This window comes from Actinokineospora diospyrosa (genome assembly GCF_024171925.1).
Taxonomy (GTDB): Bacteria; Actinomycetota; Actinomycetes; order Mycobacteriales; family Pseudonocardiaceae; genus Actinokineospora; species Actinokineospora diospyrosa.
On sequence record NZ_JAMTCO010000008.1, the window covers coordinates 324,316 to 340,639 of the forward strand.

Annotated in this window: 14 protein-coding genes; 6 read left to right on the forward strand and 8 right to left on the reverse strand. The window is 71.9% G+C overall.

The features are described 5' to 3' along the window. Window positions 1-54 precede the first annotated feature (54 nt). From LV75_RS17555 to LV75_RS17575, 5 genes are all read right to left on the reverse strand, one after another. Entirely contained in the window at window positions 55-1,281 is a 1,227-nt protein-coding gene (locus LV75_RS17555) for an RNA polymerase sigma factor (RefSeq protein ID WP_253887997.1), read from the reverse strand. Beyond that, entirely contained in the window at window positions 1,278-1,601 is a 324-nt protein-coding gene (locus LV75_RS17560) for a YciI family protein (protein WP_253887998.1), read from the reverse strand. Before LV75_RS17560 ends, LV75_RS17555 begins: the two co-directional genes overlap by 4 nt. A 209-nt stretch (window positions 1,602-1,810) precedes the next feature. Next, on the reverse strand, window positions 1,811-2,158 hold the full coding sequence (locus LV75_RS17565; protein ID WP_253887999.1) for a hypothetical protein: 348 nt from the start codon (window positions 2,156-2,158) through the stop codon (window positions 1,811-1,813). Between the two features lie 53 nt (window positions 2,159-2,211). Further along, on the reverse strand, window positions 2,212-2,655 hold the full coding sequence (locus tag LV75_RS17570; protein ID WP_253888000.1) for an SRPBCC family protein: 444 nt from the start codon (window positions 2,653-2,655) through the stop codon (window positions 2,212-2,214). A 102-nt stretch (window positions 2,656-2,757) separates the two neighbouring features. Beyond that, window positions 2,758-3,957 carry a hypothetical protein gene (locus LV75_RS17575; RefSeq protein WP_253888001.1) on the reverse strand — a complete coding sequence of 400 codons (1,200 nt, stop codon included), beginning with the start codon at window positions 3,955-3,957 and terminating at the stop codon, window positions 2,758-2,760. A gap of 462 nt (window positions 3,958-4,419) precedes the next feature. Between LV75_RS17575 and LV75_RS17580 the strand changes: the two genes are divergently transcribed. Genes LV75_RS17580 through LV75_RS17595 form a run of 4 tightly spaced genes read left to right on the forward strand, consistent with a single transcriptional unit; the run spans window position 4,420 to window position 10,866 of the window. Beyond that, entirely contained in the window at window positions 4,420-5,037 is a 618-nt protein-coding gene (locus LV75_RS17580; RefSeq protein ID WP_253888002.1) for a DUF47 domain-containing protein, read from the forward strand. A gap of 1 nt (window position 5,038) precedes the next feature. Continuing rightward, on the forward strand, window positions 5,039-6,034 hold the full coding sequence (locus LV75_RS17585; RefSeq protein ID WP_253888003.1) for an inorganic phosphate transporter: 996 nt from the start codon (window positions 5,039-5,041) through the stop codon (window positions 6,032-6,034). A 58-nt stretch (window positions 6,035-6,092) separates the two neighbouring features. Next, the gene (locus LV75_RS17590) at window positions 6,093-6,485 is read left to right on the forward strand and encodes an effector-associated constant component EACC1 (protein ID WP_253888004.1); all 393 of its coding nucleotides are present in this window, start codon (window positions 6,093-6,095) and stop codon (window positions 6,483-6,485) included. Then, a complete protein-coding gene (locus LV75_RS17595) occupies window positions 6,469-10,866 on the forward strand; it encodes a caspase, EACC1-associated type (RefSeq protein WP_253888005.1) in 4,398 nt (1,465 codons plus the stop codon). Before LV75_RS17590 ends, LV75_RS17595 begins: the two co-directional genes overlap by 17 nt. Before the next feature lie 5 nt (window positions 10,867-10,871). On the opposite strand, the gene LV75_RS17600 is transcribed toward LV75_RS17595, so the two are convergent. Further along, window positions 10,872-11,831: a glutathione S-transferase family protein gene (locus LV75_RS17600; protein WP_253888144.1), complete on the reverse strand. Its 960-nt coding sequence runs from the start codon at window positions 11,829-11,831 to the stop codon at window positions 10,872-10,874. 213 nt (window positions 11,832-12,044) lie between these two features. On the opposite strand from LV75_RS17600, the gene LV75_RS17605 reads away from it, so the two are divergent. Further along, complete coding sequence (locus LV75_RS17605; RefSeq protein ID WP_253888006.1) at window positions 12,045-12,515, forward strand: hypothetical protein; 471 nt, start codon at window positions 12,045-12,047, stop codon at window positions 12,513-12,515. On the opposite strand, the gene LV75_RS17610 is transcribed toward LV75_RS17605, so the two are convergent. Together LV75_RS17610 and LV75_RS17615 are read right to left on the reverse strand one after the other, a co-directional pair. After that, window positions 12,516-14,873, reverse strand: a complete 2,358-nt coding sequence (locus LV75_RS17610) for a M48 family metalloprotease (protein ID WP_253888007.1) — start codon at window positions 14,871-14,873, stop codon at window positions 12,516-12,518. After that, on the reverse strand, window positions 14,867-15,661 hold the full coding sequence (locus LV75_RS17615) for a hypothetical protein (protein ID WP_253888008.1): 795 nt from the start codon (window positions 15,659-15,661) through the stop codon (window positions 14,867-14,869). The genes LV75_RS17610 and LV75_RS17615 overlap by 7 nt, the downstream gene beginning before the upstream one ends. 370 nt (window positions 15,662-16,031) lie before the next feature. Between LV75_RS17615 and LV75_RS17620 the strand changes: the two genes are divergently transcribed. Next, window positions 16,032-16,322: a hypothetical protein gene (locus tag LV75_RS17620; RefSeq protein ID WP_253888009.1), complete on the forward strand. Its 291-nt coding sequence runs from the start codon at window positions 16,032-16,034 to the stop codon at window positions 16,320-16,322. Window positions 16,323-16,324 lie beyond the last annotated feature (2 nt).

Consider the following 16,324-nt stretch of genomic DNA (forward strand, 5'->3'; position numbering starts at 1 on the left):
AGCTGTTGTCGGTCAGCACCTGCAGTGGGGGGCCAGGCCCGGAAACGTCCGTGGCTAGCCGAGTTGGTCGCGGCGGCGGGTGAGGTGGGTGGTCTCGGCGGGGTTGTCCGCCAGGTCGATGGCCTTGTCGTAGGCGGCGCGGGCGGGTTCGGTCCGGCCCAGTCGGCGCAGGAGGTCGGCTCGGGTGGCGTGGTACGGGTGGTAGTGGGCCAGGTGGGGTTCGAGGCGGTCGACGGCCGCGAGCGCGACCTCGGGACCGTCCAGCTCGGCGAGGGCGATGGCCCGGTTGAGGGCCACGACGGGTGAGGCGTCGATGCTGGTGAGGTGGGTGTAGAGGGCGAGGATCTGCGACCAGTCGGTGTCGCGGATGTCACGGGCGCTGGTGTGGACGGCGTTGATGGCGGCGAGGAGTTGGTAGCGGCCGGGGGCGATGCCGGTGGCCAGGCGTTGGCGGACCAGCCGGTGGCCCTCGGCGATGAGCGCTGGGTCCCAGGCGCCGCGGTTCTGCTCGTCCAGGGGGACCAGGTCGCCGGTGGTCGAGGTCCGGGCGGGGCGGCGGGCCTCGGTGAGCAGCATCAGGGCGAGCAGGCCGGTGACCTCGCCGTCCTCGGGGAGGAGGGTGTGGATGAGGCGGGTGAGCCGGATGGCCTCGGCGGTGAGGCCGGGGCGCACCGTGTCGGTGTCGGGGCCGCTCGCGAGGTAGCCCTCGTTGAACACCAGGTAGAGCACGGCGAGCACACCGGTGACGCGCGCCGGGAGGTCCTCGGCGGACGGGACCCGGTACGGGATGCGGGCGGTCTTGATCTTGGCTTTGGCCCGGGTGATCCGCTGGCCCATGGCGGTCTCCTGGACCAGGAAGGCCCGGGCGATCTCGGCGACGGTCAAGCCGCCGACCAACCGCAGGGTCAGCGCCACCCGGGCCTCCACGGCCAGCGCCGGGTGGCAGCAGGTGAAGATCAGCCGGAGGCGGTCGTCGTCGATGGCACCGAGGGACTCGGGCGGGTCGTCGTCGCGCACCAGCCGGGCCTCCTCGTGCTTGTCGTCGCGTTTGGCCTCGCGGCGGATCCGGTCGATGGCCTTGCGGGTGGCGGTGGTGGTCAGCCAGGCGCCGGGGTTGGGCGGCACGCCGTCGGCGGGCCAGCGCTCGACGGCGGTCGCGAAGGCCTCCGCGGTCGACTCCTCGGCGATGTCCAGGTCGCCGAACTTCCTGGTCAGGGCGGCGACCACCCGCGCCCACTCCCGGTGGTGCGCCTGGGTGATCGCCGCCCGCGCGTCGCTCACAGGAACGGTCGGACCTCGACCTTGCGGTTGCACGCCTTCGACCCCTCGGCCGCCAACCGCAGCGCCACGTCGAGGTCCGGCGCCCGCAGGATCCAGAACCCGACGATGAACTCCTTGGACTCCACGAACGGCCCGTCGGTCACCACCCCGGCGTCCGCCCGGTTGTCCAGCACCGTGGCCGACGTCGGCCCACCGAGCCCGCCCGCGAAGACCCAGTACCCCTCGGCCTGGAGCCGCTCGTTGAACACGTCGATCGCCGCGTGCTCCTCGTCGGTGGCCAGCGCGCCGCTGTCGTGGATCACGGAAACCAGGTACTCCATCTGAAGCTCAACTCCTGTGGTCACCGGCGCCCCGCGTGAGCGCCTCACCCCTGCAACGAACACCCCGGCCCCGATCCGACACCCCGACCAAACTTTCTTCCCACTCCGCCACGCACGACGCCTGAACCTGCCACGACCGGAGGAGCTCGCCAGGGTGAGCCCCGTCTACTGCATCTGCGTTCCCGGCCGCGCTGGTCAGTACAGGCAGGTCAGCTTGACTCGCGCTCAGCGAGGAACTCGTCGAGCAGTTCGAAGAGCACGGTGATGGCGCGGGTCTCGGCTTCCGGGGGCAGGTCGGCGGAGTTAGTCCAGCCTTCCGGGAGGGCCAGGTGCAGGACGACGCCTGGCCAGGCGTGGTTGCACTCGTGTCCACGGCGGGCCATCAGCCATTCCCGGAAGCCGTCCAGCAGGGTGCCGCCCAACCGTCGTGCCGCGCTGTCGTAGCCGTCGAGGAACGCGGTGGCTCCGGCGTAGCTTGAGCGGCCGATGAACATGCCGAGATGGGTGGCGACTACCGCGAAGTACTCCCGGTCGGGTGCCGTGCGCAGGTCGATCACAGGGCCGATTCTGCCAGGTCACAGCGGCTGGCCCCAGGCCGTCGGGAGGGTGCTCAGGTGGTCGCGCCGCCGAGGATGCGCACCAGGTTGTCCTCGGTCTCGGTGCCCAGTTTCTCCAGCGCGATCTTGGCCAGCGGTGCCGCGAGTTTCGCCGCGCCGTGGAACTCGACGTGGGCGTGGTAGGTCACCGAGCTCGTCCCCTGGTGCTCGCCCGGCAGCACGCGGATGTCGTCGGTCGAGGTGGCTGTGTCGTTCTTCCCGACGAACCGGAGGCGGTCGGCTTCGGCGGCCGTGAGCTCGTAGGTCAACTCGGTCTCCGAGCCCAGGAACTTGGAGACGTTGCGCCAGGTGGAGCCCACTCGGACCGGGCCGTCGTCGAGGCGGTCGCAGCGGATCGTTCCCGGGTCCCACTCCTCGGCGCGCGCGAAGTCCCGCAGGTAGTCGAGCACGGCGTCCGGTGCGGTCTGGACGGTGAACGTTCGGGTGACGTCGACCATGGACCCTCCTCAGGGCAAGCGGGTGCAACACGGGGACGAGCAGGGCAGTGATTCGTCCATGCCTGCCCTGTACCCGCGCCGCACCCACCGCAACCCACCGGGTCACCGGCTCAGGCGGGCCTCCAGCGCGCCGCGGCGGGCGGCGATCTCGTGCGGGTCGTCGCCGAGGATGAGCAGGTGCAGGGTGCTCTGGCGGAGCGGGTTGTCGGTTCGGGAGCTGTCGTGGCCGCTGGTGATGAGCAGGGTGCCCGCGGCGAGGGCGGGGCGCAGCGGGGTGAGCAGGTCGGCCAGGGGCACCGGCGCGGTGAGCTTCAGCGACTCGGCGGGCTGGTCGAGGAAGTCCGGGCGGACGGCCTGCAGCGCCAGCAGCGGGATGGAGCCGCTGGTGATGCGGAAGTTCAGGTCCAGCACGGCCAGCCCGCCGGTGCTGGTCGCCGCGCAGTCGAGGCTGCACAGGCCGCGGTAGCCGAGGTCGGCGGCGCGTTGGGTGATGGCCAGGCACTCGGCGAGCAGTTCGGCCGGGGGCGCGGTGACCGGGCCGAACTTGCCGCCCGCGTAGACGCCGACCGCGTCGATGCGCTGTTCGGTGATGGCCAGCAGCCGCGCGGTGGCGTCCGGGCCGACGTAGAGCTGGATGCCCCAGTTGTGCTGGATGTGCAGGTACTCCTCCACGACGCACTCCGCGAGCAGGCCGGTGAAGGCGGGCAGCTCGACCGGCTCCCCGGCGCGGTGCAGGTAGACATCCAGGCTGCCGCCGTGGGCGTCGTCGGTGGCGGCCTTGAGGACCCACGACCGGTCGACCGGTGTGGCCGCCGCGAGGTCGTCGCGGGACACGACGGTGCGCGGGGCGCGGAAGCGCGGGTCGACCAGGGTGTTGATGCTGGCCTTGTTGTTCAGGTGGCCGACGAGCCCGGCGGTCTTGAGCGCGCTGGCGTCCGGGCACAGCGCGGTGGGCTGCGGGTACTCCATCGCCAGCAGCAGACCCTCGGCCACCGCCTCGCGCACCCGGGCGGTGAACTCGGCCTCGCCGCGGAACTCGCGCAGGTCCTCGCCGACCGGCAGGCCGCTGTCGCGCAGGTGGCCCAGCAGTTGCGGATCGGTGCCGCCCGCGCTGCAGATCACCGGCGTATCAGCCGCGACGGCGATGGGTCGGGCGGAGACGACGTCACGGGTGTGCCGGTGCGCGGCGGCCCGCGCGCCCACCTCGAGCTCCGGCCGGGCGCACAGGGCGACCCCCGGGCCGTACACGTCGGTGAGCGAGCGGGGCGTGTGCACGACGGGCACGAGGACGGACGGCTGCATGGGAACTCCCTGGCTGAGCCGGATCGGGACGCGCCCGTCCGGCTTGGGGGGTGGTGCGGGGCCTCCGGCGGAACCACGGAGTCGTGATGATCGGGCTAACGCCGGGGAAGAAGGGGTCCCTCGGGCGAACCGGGCCGGTCCGGGGTCATCTCGGCGCTCCTGCCTCCGGCCCACGACCGGGGCAGGGGTTGCTCGTGCGCCGGGGGCGGCACCGCGACGACGCGGCCACTCACCTTCGGTACCCCCACCCTACGCCGGCCGCCACACCCCCGGTTGACTACCGCGCGTAGCCGCCGACGGGTTGCGGGCGAGTGTCGCCCGGCGATCGCCCGAGTGTCTGCCTGGTAAACAGGAGCTCAGCCCCGGCGCGACGGTCGGGGACGGGCCGGGCGGGTCGGACACGGATTGTTGGCGGGGTCCTCCCCCTGGCGCGCCGCGGCACGCGCATGCTTAGGGTGCACCGTGCGGTTCAACCTCCTTCCCACGGACACAGCCTTCTACGACCTGTTCGGCAGGTCGGCGGACCACCTCGTCGAGGGTGCGCGGCTGCTCACCGACCTGCTCGACCCCGGAGCCGACCGGGCCGAGGTGGCCGAGCGGGTGCGGGAGGTCGAGCACCGCTGCGACGAGGTGACCCACGAGACGGTGCGCAGGTTGAACTCGACGTTCATCACGCCGTTCGACCGCGAGGACATCTACCGCCTGGCGGGCGCGCTCGACGACGTCATGGACGACATGGAGGCCGCGGCCGACTACCTGCACCTGTACAGGATCGAGGGGTTGCCGCCGGGGGTGCCCGAGCAGATCGACCTGCTGGGCAAGGCCGCCGCGCTCACCGCGGCCGCCATGCCCCGCCTGCGGGACATGCGCGAGCTCGACGAGTACTGGATCGAGGTCAACCGGCTGGAGAACCTCGGTGACGGCATCTACCGCAGGAGCCTGGCGACCCTGTTCTCCGGTGCCTACGACGCGCTGACGGTGATGCGCCTGCGCGACGTCGTGGAGCAGCTGGAGGCGGCGATCGACTCGTTCGAGAGGGTCGCCAACATCGTCGAGCAAATCGCCGTCAAGGAATCCTGACGTGGAGTTCGCGCTCGTCATCGCGGTCGTCGTGATCGCGCTCGCCTTCGACTACACCAACGGGTTCCACGACGCGGCCAACGCCATCGCCACGTCGATCTCCACCCGCGCGCTGACCCCCAAGGCGGCGCTGCTGCTGGCCGCGGTCATGAACCTGGTCGGCGCGCTGGTGTCGGAGGGGGTCGCCAGTACCATCGGCAGCGGCATCATCTCCCCGCCCGGGGACACCGACGGCCTGGTCGTGGTGCTGGCCGGGCTCATTGGCGCCATCACCTGGAACCTGATCACCTGGTGGCGCGGGCTGCCCTCGTCGTCCTCGCACGCGCTCATCGGTGGGCTCATCGGCGCCGGGGTGGTCGGGTCGGTGAGCGTGCACTGGTCGGTCATCGTCAGCAAGGTGCTCATCCCGATGGTCATCTCGCCGCTCATCGGGTTCTGCCTCGCCTACGCGGTGATGGTCGCCATCGCCTGGCTGTTCCGCCGCGGCGCGCCCGGCCGGGTCAACCGCGGGTTCCGCGCCGGTCAGCGCGTGTCGGCCGCGGCACTGGCGTTCGGCCACGGCCTGCAGGACGCGCAGAAGACCATGGGGGTCATCGTGCTCGCCCTGGCGACCGCGGGCCTGCACAGCGGCACCGGCGTGCCGCTGTGGGTCAAGCTCGCCGCGGCGGGGGCCATCGCGTTGGGCACCTACGCGGGCGGCTGGCGGATCATGCGCACCCTCGGTCGCCGGGTGGTCAAACTGGACCCCGCGCGGGGTGTCGCCGCCGACCTGACCGCCTCCGGTGTCCTCTACGTCATGGCGATCGGCCTGCACGCGCCGGTCTCGACCACCCACACCATCAGCTCCGCCATCATGGGCGTGGGCGCCACCCGCAGGCTCTCCGCCGTGCGCTGGGGCGTGGCCAGGACCATCGTCTCCGCCTGGGTCCTCACCATCCCGATGTCGGCGCTCTTCGCGGGCGCGACCTACGCCGTGCTCACCCTGGTGCTGCCCTGACCCGTCCGGTGACCTTCCGGTCAGTGGATCTTCACCGACATACTGAACGCCCCACGTCATGACTGACGACCGGACGGTGCGTATGCGGGTCGAGATCGATGCGGTGGACCGGGTCGCGGAACTGGAGTCGTTGCGGGACTGGTTGGCCGAGGTCGACCAGCTCCGCGGCCTGGTGCGGTCGGTGGAGTCACCACCGCCGAGCCACGTCCTCGGCCCGGTCGTGGACTCCCTGGAGGTCGTGGTGGGCCCGGTGGCCACGGCGGTGGCCGCCTCGGTGGTGGCGTGGGTGCGTAGCCGCTCCGGGCGGGTGACGGTCCGACTGGAGCGACCCGACGGCACCAAGCTCACGATCGACGCGGCGCGGGTGCGCGGCTTGAGCCCGGCCGATGTGCACGCCGAGGTCGACCGGGTGCTCAAAGCCATCGAGGGCCCCGGTGAGCAGCCCGAGTGACCTGGCCGCCGACGGCGCCCGCGCGCTGGTCATCGGCACCGCCACACACTCAGGATCACAAGCGGGTTCACAAACCGGCTCGTCGCTGCCCGACGTCGCGTCGGCGGCGGCCTCGGCGACGGCGCTGGCCCAGCGGCTGAGCACTGTCTGCGGCATGCCAGCGGACCGGGTCCGGCTGCTGCTCAACCCGGCGTCCTCGCTCGACATCGCGCGCGCGGTGACCGAGGAGGCCGCCCGGGCGACGACCACGCTGCTGGTGCACTACGTCGGCCACGGCCTGCGGGGTCCGGGCGGCGAGCTGTACCTCGCGGCGGCGAACACCGGCGAGCTCACCCCGGGGTTGGCGGGCCACCAGGCGTACTCGTACCTGGAGTTGCGGCAGGCGCTGGCATCGGCGTCCGCGTCGTCGCTGGTCGTGGTGCTGGACTGCTGCTTCTCCGGTCGCGCGAAAGCGGGCGCGCCCACCCTCGAGGGGATCTTCGACAGCCCGCCCGTGCACGGGTTCTACCTGCTCGGTTCGGCGGAGCAGTTCGCCTTGGCGCCACCGGAGGAGACCTTCACGACGTTCACCGGCGAGCTGATCCGCCTGCTGGACAACGGTGATCCGCGCGGTGGGCCGTCCTTGACGCTGGACGACGCCTACGACCACCTGTTCCAGGCCATGCGGACCCGCGGCGCTCCACTGCCGCGCAGGCAGGAGGGTGGCCGCGCGGGCCGGTTGGTCTTGGCGCCCAATGCCGCGTTCACCGCGACCAGCGGACCTGATGGCGCTACCCCCGCCGAAGCCGCCGATCCCCCGCCGCCGGGCCGGAGCCCGTACCCGGGTCTGGCGCCTTTCGCCGAAGAGGACGCGCGGGTCTTCCACGGCCGCGGCGAGGTATCGGACGACCTGCTCGACGCCGTGCGGGAACGTGGCCTGCTCGTTGTCGTCGGGGCGTCGGGCAGTGGCAAGAGTTCGTTGGTGCAGGCCGGTCTCCTCCCCCGGGTCCGCCGCACCCTGGGTTGGCGCTGCGTGTCGATCACCCCTGGCGAGCGTCCGCTGAGACGGTTGGCGACCGCGTTGGGCGTGACCGACGGCGACGCGGCCGACGAGGCCCTGGTCGACCCGCTCAAGGCCGCGCAGTGGCTGCCGGAGGGCGACAGGTCGGTGCTCGTGGTGGTCGACCAGTTGGAGGAGATGCTCACCCTGTGCCCCAGCGAGGACGAGCGCGCCGCGTTCGCCGAGGTGCTCGCCGTGCTGGGCGGCACCGAGCGGGCCGCGGTCGTCGGCGTGCTGAGAGCGGACTTCTACGCCCTGGCCACGGGGTACCCGGCATTGGCGGAGACGTTGCGGTCACGGCAGTTCCTCGTCGAGCCGATGGGCCAGGAGCAGTTGCGCGCGGCGATCGAGGAACCCGCCCGCACCGCCGGTGTGCGGCTCGACGAGGCGCTGCCCGAGCTGATCCTCACCGAGTTGGGCGCGACCCGCAGGCAGGGCGCCGAACCCGGCGCGCTGCCGCTGATGTCGCACGCGTTGTGGATGACCTGGCGCAAAGGCAGCGGGAACCGCCTCACGGTGCGCGACTACCGGGAGGTCGGCGGCATCGGCGGCGCGATCGCCAGGAGCGCCGAGGACCTGTTGGGGTCGTTGGACGAGGCCGCCCGTGACGCGGTGCGGCGGATGCTGCCCCGGCTGGTGCGCGTCAGCGACGAGACCGTCGACACCGCGTTGCGCCTGGACCGGGCCGACCTGGTGCGCGGGTTGCCGTCGGAGCCCGCGACGACCGCGTTGCGCGCGCTGGCCCACGCCCGGCTGGTCACGACCGAGCAGGACGTGGTGCGCATCAGCCACGAGGTGCTGCTGACCTCGTGGCCCCTGTTGCGGGACTGGGTCGAGCAGGACCGGCGGTGGTTGGGCACGGTGCAGCGGCTCAGCGCCGACGCCCGGTCCTGGTCGGCCGCGGGTCGCGCCGACTCCTCCCTGCTGTACCGGGGCGCGCGCCTGGGCGGGGTCGTGGAGCAGGCCCGCGACCTCGATGAGCTCGACGACGACTCGGCGGCGTTCTTGCGTGCCGCGACCGCGCAGGAACGCCGTGGGCGGTGGTTGCGCCGCGGCGCGGTCATCGGGCTGGTGGTCCTGTTGGTCGCCGCCCTGGTGGGCGCGGGTCTGGCGCTGTCGCAGAGCGAGCGCAACGCCGAGCAGGCGCGCGCCGCCGACGCCAGGACCCTCGTGCTGACCGGTGACGCCGTGCGCGGCACCGATCCCCGGCTCGCGCTGCAGCTCGACGTCGCGGCGCACCGGCTCGCACCCGGTGACGCCTCGGCGGCCGCGCTGGTGCAGACCCTCACCACGTCCCGGTACGCGGGCACGCTGCCGGAAGGCTCCTCGCCGGTGTCGGCGCTGGCCCTGTCGCCGGATGGCCGGACCCTGGCGGTCGGCACCCGCGACGGCATCACCCTGTGGGACTTCACCACTCCGCGCGATCCCCGGCGCAGGGGGGACCTGATCACCGGGTCCACCGGGCCGGTCACCGCGATCGCGTGGCGGCCCGACGGGAACTTTTTGCTGGCGGGCGACTCGAAGTCCCTGCGCGTGCTCGACTTCACCGGGGCCGGTGCCAAGCAGGTGGCGGCGCTGCCGGGGTTCGGCTCGCCCGTGATCGGCGCGGCGTGGTCGCGCGACGGGACCCGCTTCGTGGTCGGCAACAAGACCATCACCGTGCTGGTCGTCGCCGAGCAGAACGGCTACCGGGTCGCCGCGACGATCCCCCGCGACGACGCGTTCGACGCGCCGCGCCCGCTGCTGAGCGCCGACGGGCAGACCATGATCACCGGCTCCGACCAGGGCGAGGTCCTGCTGTGGGACCTGGCCGAGCCGACAGCTCCTCGGCAGATCGGCGCTCCCCTGGTGGTCGGCGCGCCGTCGTCGGGCCGGAGCACCTCGGTCGCGCTGTCGGCGGACAACCGGGTGCTGGCGGCCGGGACGTCGGACGCGGTGGTCGCCCTGTGGGACGTCACGGACCGTACGGCTCCGCGCGCGCTCGACCAGCCCGCGGCGACCGGGCAGAGCATGGGCATCGTGCGCCTGTGGTTCAGCCGCGGCGACCACGTCCTGGTGATCGCCGACGGCCGGGGCGCGGTCACCACCATGCGGTTCGGGGGCGTGGCCGACCTCACCGACGTCAGCCAACTACCCGACGTGGAACCGCCGTTCACCACCCACAGCGGCGAGCTCGGCGACGCCGCACCGGACGAACCGCACGGCTTGATGATCACCGGCGGCGACGACGGCGCGGTTCGGCTCTGGCAGGTGGACGACACCGGGCAGCGGCCGACCCAGGCGGCCCCGCCGATCAGGGGTCACGACAGCGGGTCCACGGCGGGCAGCCTCACGGCGGTGGGCGGCAAGGTCGTCAGCACCGCGACCGACGGCAACCTGATCGTGGCCGATGTCGACGCCAAGGGGACGGTGACAGCGCGGCCCGCGGTGCGCTACCAGTCGGGCAGGGTGGGCGGCGGGTCGGCGCTGGGCCCCGACGGGCACACTTTCGTGACCGAGGGGCAACGCGACGGCAAGCCCGCGGTCCAGCTGTGGGACATCCCGGTCGCCGGGCCGCCGGTGCGCCTCGGCGACCCGGTGCCGGTCGCCACGCTGCCGACGTCGTTCGCCTGGGCCGAGCACGGCCGCTTGGTGGTGACCGGCGGCTACGACGGGGCGGTGACCGTGCACGACGCGAGTGGCCGCGCGACACCGGAGCTCATCGCCTCGTTCACCGTCCAGAGCACGGTCAACGAGGTGCGGGTGTCCGACGCGCGGTCGCTGCTGGCGGTGTCGACCCAGAACGGCGTCGTGGAGATCCGCGACTTCAGCGACCCCCGCGACCCGACCGTGCTGAGTGCCGTGCCCACCGGCCAGTTCGGCTCCCGCCGCGGTGCCATCGCGTTGTCCGCGGACGGCACGATGCTGGCGGTCGGCCAGTTCTCCGGCGGCATCCGGCTGTGGAGCCTGGCCAACCCCCGCGAACCCGAGCTGCTCACGTCCTGGCAGTCCCCCGGCGTCGGCGTGATCTCCGCCCTGGGGTTCTCCCCGACCGGTGCCGAGTTGGTGGTCAGCGCGCCCCTGTCGACCAGGATCTGGGACATCACCGACAAGCGGCTCCCGCGCCAGCTCGGCGTCCCGCTGCCCACCGACGTCCTGACCACCTCGCTCGCCTTCCTGCCCGACCGGGGGCTCCTGGTGACCCAGGGCATCACCGGTTTCGACATCTGGGACGTCGGCATGCTCGCCCGGCTCCGGTCGTCCGGCCCGCACACCGCCTGCGACCGGCTCAACGGGCAGGGACTGTCCGAAAAGGACTGGTCAAGGTTCCTGCCCGCACAGCCGTACCAGAAGACCTGCTGATCTACTTAGGACTGACCGAGTGGGGTGTGCGCGGGGTCGACGGGTTCGCGGACCGGGCCGGGCGGGGTGCCGTCGCCGAACGGCCTGCCACCCAACGCCTCGCGACCGTGCGGGGTCACCCAGTTCGCCAGGTCCGGCCCCTTCGGCACGATGCCGGTCGGGTTGATGTCCTTGTGCACCACGTAGTAGTGCTCCTTGATCTGCGCGAAGTCCACGGTGTCGCCGAACCCCGGCGTCTGGAACAGGTCCCTGGCGTAGCCCCAGAGCGCGGGCAGCTCGGTCAGCCGCGAGCGGTTGCACTTGAAGTGCCCGTGGTACACCGGGTCCCAGCGCACCAGCGTGGTGAACAGCCGCACGTCGGCCTCGGTGATCGTGTCCCCGACCAGGAACCGCCGGGTCGTCAGCCGCTCCTCCAACCAGTCCACGGCCGCCCACAGCCGGTCGTAGGCGGAGTCGTAGGCCTGCTGGGTCCCGGCGAAACCACAGCGGTAGACACCGTTGTTGACGTCGGTGAACACCCGCTGGTTCACCTCGTCCAACTCCGCCCGGTGCGCCTCGGGCAACAGGTCCGGCGCGCCGGGGCGGTGGTACTCACGCCACTGCGTGGACAGGTCCAGCGTGATCTGCGCGAAGTCGTTGGTGGCCACCGCACCGGTGGTCGTGTCCACGATGGCGGGCACGGTGATGCCGCGCGGGTACTCGGGATCCCGCTTGAAGTACGCCTCCTGGATCCGCTCGATCCCCAACACCGGATCCCGCCCACCAGGGTCCAAGTCGAACGTCCACGACCGCGCGTCGTGCGTGGGCCCGGGCAACCCCAACGAGAGCACATCCTCCAACCCCAACAACCGCCGCACGATAATGGTCCGGTTCGCCCACGGACACGCCCGCGCCGCGACCAACCGATACCGCCCCGGCTCCACCGGGAACCCGTCCTCCCCCTCCCGCGTCACCCGGGTCGTGATGTAGCGCGTATCGCGGGTGAACTCCTTGCCCTTGACGGAGTACTTCCCACCCTGCCCATGCTCAGCGTTCGTCACGCCGCCGAGCCTACGCGCGCCCCGTCCACTGGGCTGACCTCGTGGTAACGCCACGTTGATAGCCGCCACGGGGCTAACGTCCGGGGTACGGAGACGATGGATCACGTAGGAAGTACCTGAGCACGGAGGTGCGATCGTATGACCCGAGAGTTGGTCATCGAGTTGGCCAAGCCCGCGGTCGCGGCGGTGGCGCCGGACGAGGCCCCGGTCTTCGACTCGGTCGCCCAGGCCCGGTTGACGACCTCGGGCCAGGTGCGCAAGGCGCGTCGACGTGGTCACGACGTTCTGGGATCGGGCCTGGAGGTCGTCGTGGAGACGATCACCGACGGGTCGCTCTACATCGCGTCGGCGATGGTCGGGGTTGCGACCGAGCGGGTCGTGGTATCGGCGGGCAAACGCGTCAGCCGGTGGATCCGGAAGCTGCGCGGCAAAGGCGGTCCCGGCCCAGTCACCCTCGACGACCTCGCGGCCAAGGTAGACGAGCGGGACCTGGAGATCATGCGACTGCGCGGCCTGCTCGCCGGAGCGGAGGCGGGACTCACCCGTGAACAGTCCGAGGCACTGGTGACGGCCATGCTGACCGAAGTGCGAGCCCGCACGGACCGCTGATCACCACCATCGCGCGAAGTGGTGTGTGTAGGCGACTATCCCGCCCACCAGCACGGTGTCGGTCAGCGCGATCACGACGGTGCCCGACCGCGGCCACACCCCTTGGTCCGCCCGTCGGCGGCGCACGGTGGTGAGGAGCAGGACCGGCACGCTCAGCACCAGCGACAACGCGGTTCCCAGCACCGCGGCGCCCATGAACACGCTCGAGACACGCGACCAGTCGTTGCCCATGCACGTGAACGCGGACGTGCCGCACAAGGCGATGGAGTAGAGCACCGGCGCCACCACCGCGACCAGCGACGAGCAGATGAGCGCACCGAGCACACCCGCCGAGAGCGCGAGGTCCCCCGCCCGCCACGACGACCAGACGCCGGTCGCCACCGACCCGACCGCGACCACGATCAACAGCACATTGAGCAGGTACAGCGAGGCGCCGGGCACCGTCGCGACGGCGCTGAACACGTCCACACCGCTGTGGTTGTTGGCCACCCACGCCACCCCGGCGAGCAGCACCACCACGATCGCGGCACCCACGGGTCCACGCACCACGGCCGCGCGCAACGCGGTGGGCGCCCGCAGCCGCCGTGCGCCACGCACCGGCCACAGCACGGCCACCAGCACCAGCACCGCGGTCGTCGGCCAGGTGAGCACCACCACCAGCGGGTGGTGGTGCGACAGGATCACCTCGACCGCGGGCCACGAGGACAGCGGCTCGGTCCCGGCGTAGACGGGCGAGAAGTAACGGATGATCATCTTGTTGTGCGCGGTGAACCACACGAGCACGAAGGGGAACCACGCGACGAACCCGAGCGCGGTGGTCTTCCAGCACAGCGACCGCAACGGCGCCCCCGCGGCGGGCAACCACGCGGTGGCCGACTCCCCGACCCACTGGAGGAGGGCGACCAGCAGCACGGTGAGACCGACAACGGTCAACCCGACGTCCAGCAGTCGCAGCCACGCGGTGGTGTCGAACACCCCGAGCGTGCCCGCGTTGGCGTAGGCGGCCGACAGGGGTTCGCCGACCATGAACCCGACCACCACCGGCACGGCCCGGCGCCAAGGCGACACCCGCCGACCCGTGTACCGGGCGAGGACGGCGTCGCGCCACCCCACGACACCGGCGAACCCCGCCAGGACGCCGAGCGCGATCACCGTCGCCGGGCCGAACGCGGCGACGATCATGATGAGGCCGAGCACCCCGTTGTCGCGGGCCGTGCCCAGCAGGCTGAGGATGAACGGCAGGGAGACGGCGTCGGCCGCCACCAGCGCCCACGTGTAGGTGATCGTGGTGGCCATCGCGATCAGCGAGACACCCACGCCGACCCCGAACAGCGCGAACGCGTCGGTGGCGACGAGGTGCGCCGGGTCGCGGAGCGCGGCGAGCCTGCGCGCGGCGGTCGGGTGGATGGGGACCGGTCGGCGGCGCACCGCACCGGTGCTCGCCCTGATCGTGGTCTCGAGCACACCGCGCGGGTCGTACCGGTCGGCGGTGGCGTCGGCGAGGGTCTCGCGAGCGCGCAGGACCGAGGCTCTGGTCAGGTAGACGAGCGCGAAGAGCGCGAAGACGGACACCAATTGGTGCGCGCTCGGTGCTGCGGCGGTCGACGCGGCGCCGAACAAACCGGGCAGCACCAGCAACGCGACGTAGGGCACGACCACCAGCACCACGAAGGTGTTCCAGGCGGCGATCGTCAGGTAGGTGGGGCCGCTGTCGCGGTTGCGGACGTGCGCCAGTTCGTGCAGCAGGACGCCGGTGAACCCGCTGTCGGCCTGGCCGCTGGTGGTCAGCAGGTCCGCGTCGACGCGGACCGACACGCTCCGGTGCGTCCCGATGACCCTGGCCCTCCCGGGCTGCCCGCGGGGGAACTGGAGGAAGCGCGGGGACGCCGGGAGGTCGAGTTGCCGGACGACGTCGTCCAGTCGTCGCAGGTAGGGCGGGTGCGTCACCTCGTCGATGCGCCGCCAGCCAGTCCACGACCACGTGCGCGCGAGGAACCACGGTTGGGCGAAGTAGACCAGTACCGTCACCACACCGACCAGTGCGACGCCCAGGACTGACGCGAGCGCGACGGTCCCCGCGAACGGGCGTGAGCACCAGAGGTCGCGCATCGCCCCGGGCACCAACCCCGCGTCGCCCGCCGTCGGGACCGAACGGACCGCGCCGAAGCACGACCGCGCCGCCGCCTCGGCGTCCGGGGTGAGCAGCAGGACCAGGTGTCCGTACACGGTGGCCGAGGTCGCCGCGATCACCAGCACCAGCACGGCGAACCGGAGCGACAGCCCGGTCGGCAGCACCGACTTGTCGCTGAGCAGGGCGCGGCACCGCTCGCGGGTCAGCGGTGGCTCGGCCTTCACCACCGCGCGGTGACCTTGTCCAGGGCGCGGGTCACCACCGCGGTGAGAAGATCACCGGGGGGCGTCAGCGAGATCACCGACAGCACGATGATGGTGCCCCTGTGCGACACGATCACCACGTCCTGGGCGAGCAGCGCGGGGCCGCCCGGCAACGAGATGGTGAGGCGGACGGCGACCGAGGCGTCGCCGATGGCGGGGGATGTCGCCCTGGCGGTGGTGAACTCCAACTTCATGGTGGACAACGTGCCCTCGAACCGGGCGCACACCTGCGGCAGCGCGTCGAAGGCGGCCATCGCCTCAGCGGTCCGGTCGCCGACGTGCAGCAGCGACTGGCTGACCGTCGTGACGGTCGCGGCCTGGGAGAACACCGCATTCGCCGAGGCGGTCGTCCCCGGTGGGTCGTTGGCCAGCAGCGGGCACCCGGCCAACGACCCACCCAGCCCTTGCGCATCGGCGGGGATGAACCCCGGTGGGAGGTCGCCGCCGGTCAGCAGGGCGGCCCGGAGATCCTGCTCCCCTGGGATGAAGGGAGGTTTCGGGGGGAGCACCGGCGGTTCGTAGGGCTCGTGAACCGCCACCGGTCGTGACGGCCCGGTGGTGCCGGGCACGGCGGTCTTGGGCTTGCTGGTCCCGGGTCCTCTGGGGGTGGTGAGGCGCACCGACGTTCCCGCTTGCCCGGTGGCGGGGGCGGGCACCGTCTGGACAACGGCGGGGCCGGACGGGGTGGTGGCGGTGGTGGAGCCGGTCCTCGTCGGTGGGGCACTCGTCGGGTACTGGGTCACTGTGGGCATCTGGCCGCATCCGCCGATCACGCCGCAGGCCAGCAGGACTATCACCGGTCGTCGCGCAACGCGGCGAACGTGGGGGGAACACACGAACATCGCCGTCAGCTCTCCGTCGAAACGGTCGCACTGTGATCAAAGCATTCGGCTGCAGGCTACCCGAGAATTCCGACAATCGAGAGTAGAACGGAACCGGGAGAATCGACTTCGGAAAGACAGTGGATTCCGCACCGCCACGTACTTTTCGCGGCGATGATGGCCTACTAATGCTGCCCGCGGCCCGTGCCCCCGTGCGCGGGAGTTGCGGGTCGGGTGCGGGATGGGAGCTGAGTGGGTGCTGGGTCTGCGGGGATGGGCGGGGGCGTTTCAGGATGGGGGTATGACGATGGTGGGTGGGCGGGAGTCTGTGGTGGACGAGCTGATGGCGACCCTGTTTGACCTCGGCAGTGGGGCGGTGGTGTTCCACAACCGCCTCGGGTTGTGTTGGGTGGGGGTTGCGGGGGAACTGGGTGGGGAGCTGGCTTGGTGGCAGGCCGAGGTCGTGCGTGGGCTGATGCGGCGTGGGTTGGCGGTCATCGAGGGTGGTCACGACCACTTTGGGCAGGCGCCGATTCGGCTCACCGATCAGGGGGCGATGCTGTTGCGGGAAGACCTGCCTGTCGCCGCCTGAAG

What these genes read in the sequence shown, in the direction of transcription:
- LV75_RS17560 (WP_253887998.1), bottom strand. Translation starts at nt 1,601, where the DNA reads ATGGAGTACCTGGTTTCCGTGATCCACGACAGCGGCGCGCTGGCCACC.
- LV75_RS17570 (WP_253888000.1), bottom strand. Translation starts at nt 2,655, where the DNA reads ATGGTCGACGTCACCCGAACGTTCACCGTCCAGACCGCACCGGACGCC.
- LV75_RS17575 (WP_253888001.1), bottom strand. Translation starts at nt 3,957, where the DNA reads ATGCAGCCGTCCGTCCTCGTGCCCGTCGTGCACACGCCCCGCTCGCTC.
- LV75_RS17590 (WP_253888004.1), top strand. Translation starts at nt 6,093, where the DNA reads ATGACTGACGACCGGACGGTGCGTATGCGGGTCGAGATCGATGCGGTG.
- LV75_RS17605 (WP_253888006.1), top strand. Translation starts at nt 12,045, where the DNA reads ATGACCCGAGAGTTGGTCATCGAGTTGGCCAAGCCCGCGGTCGCGGCG.
- LV75_RS17615 (WP_253888008.1), bottom strand. Translation starts at nt 15,661, where the DNA reads ATGCCCACAGTGACCCAGTACCCGACGAGTGCCCCACCGACGAGGACC.
- LV75_RS17620 (WP_253888009.1), top strand. Translation starts at nt 16,032, where the DNA reads ATGACGATGGTGGGTGGGCGGGAGTCTGTGGTGGACGAGCTGATGGCG.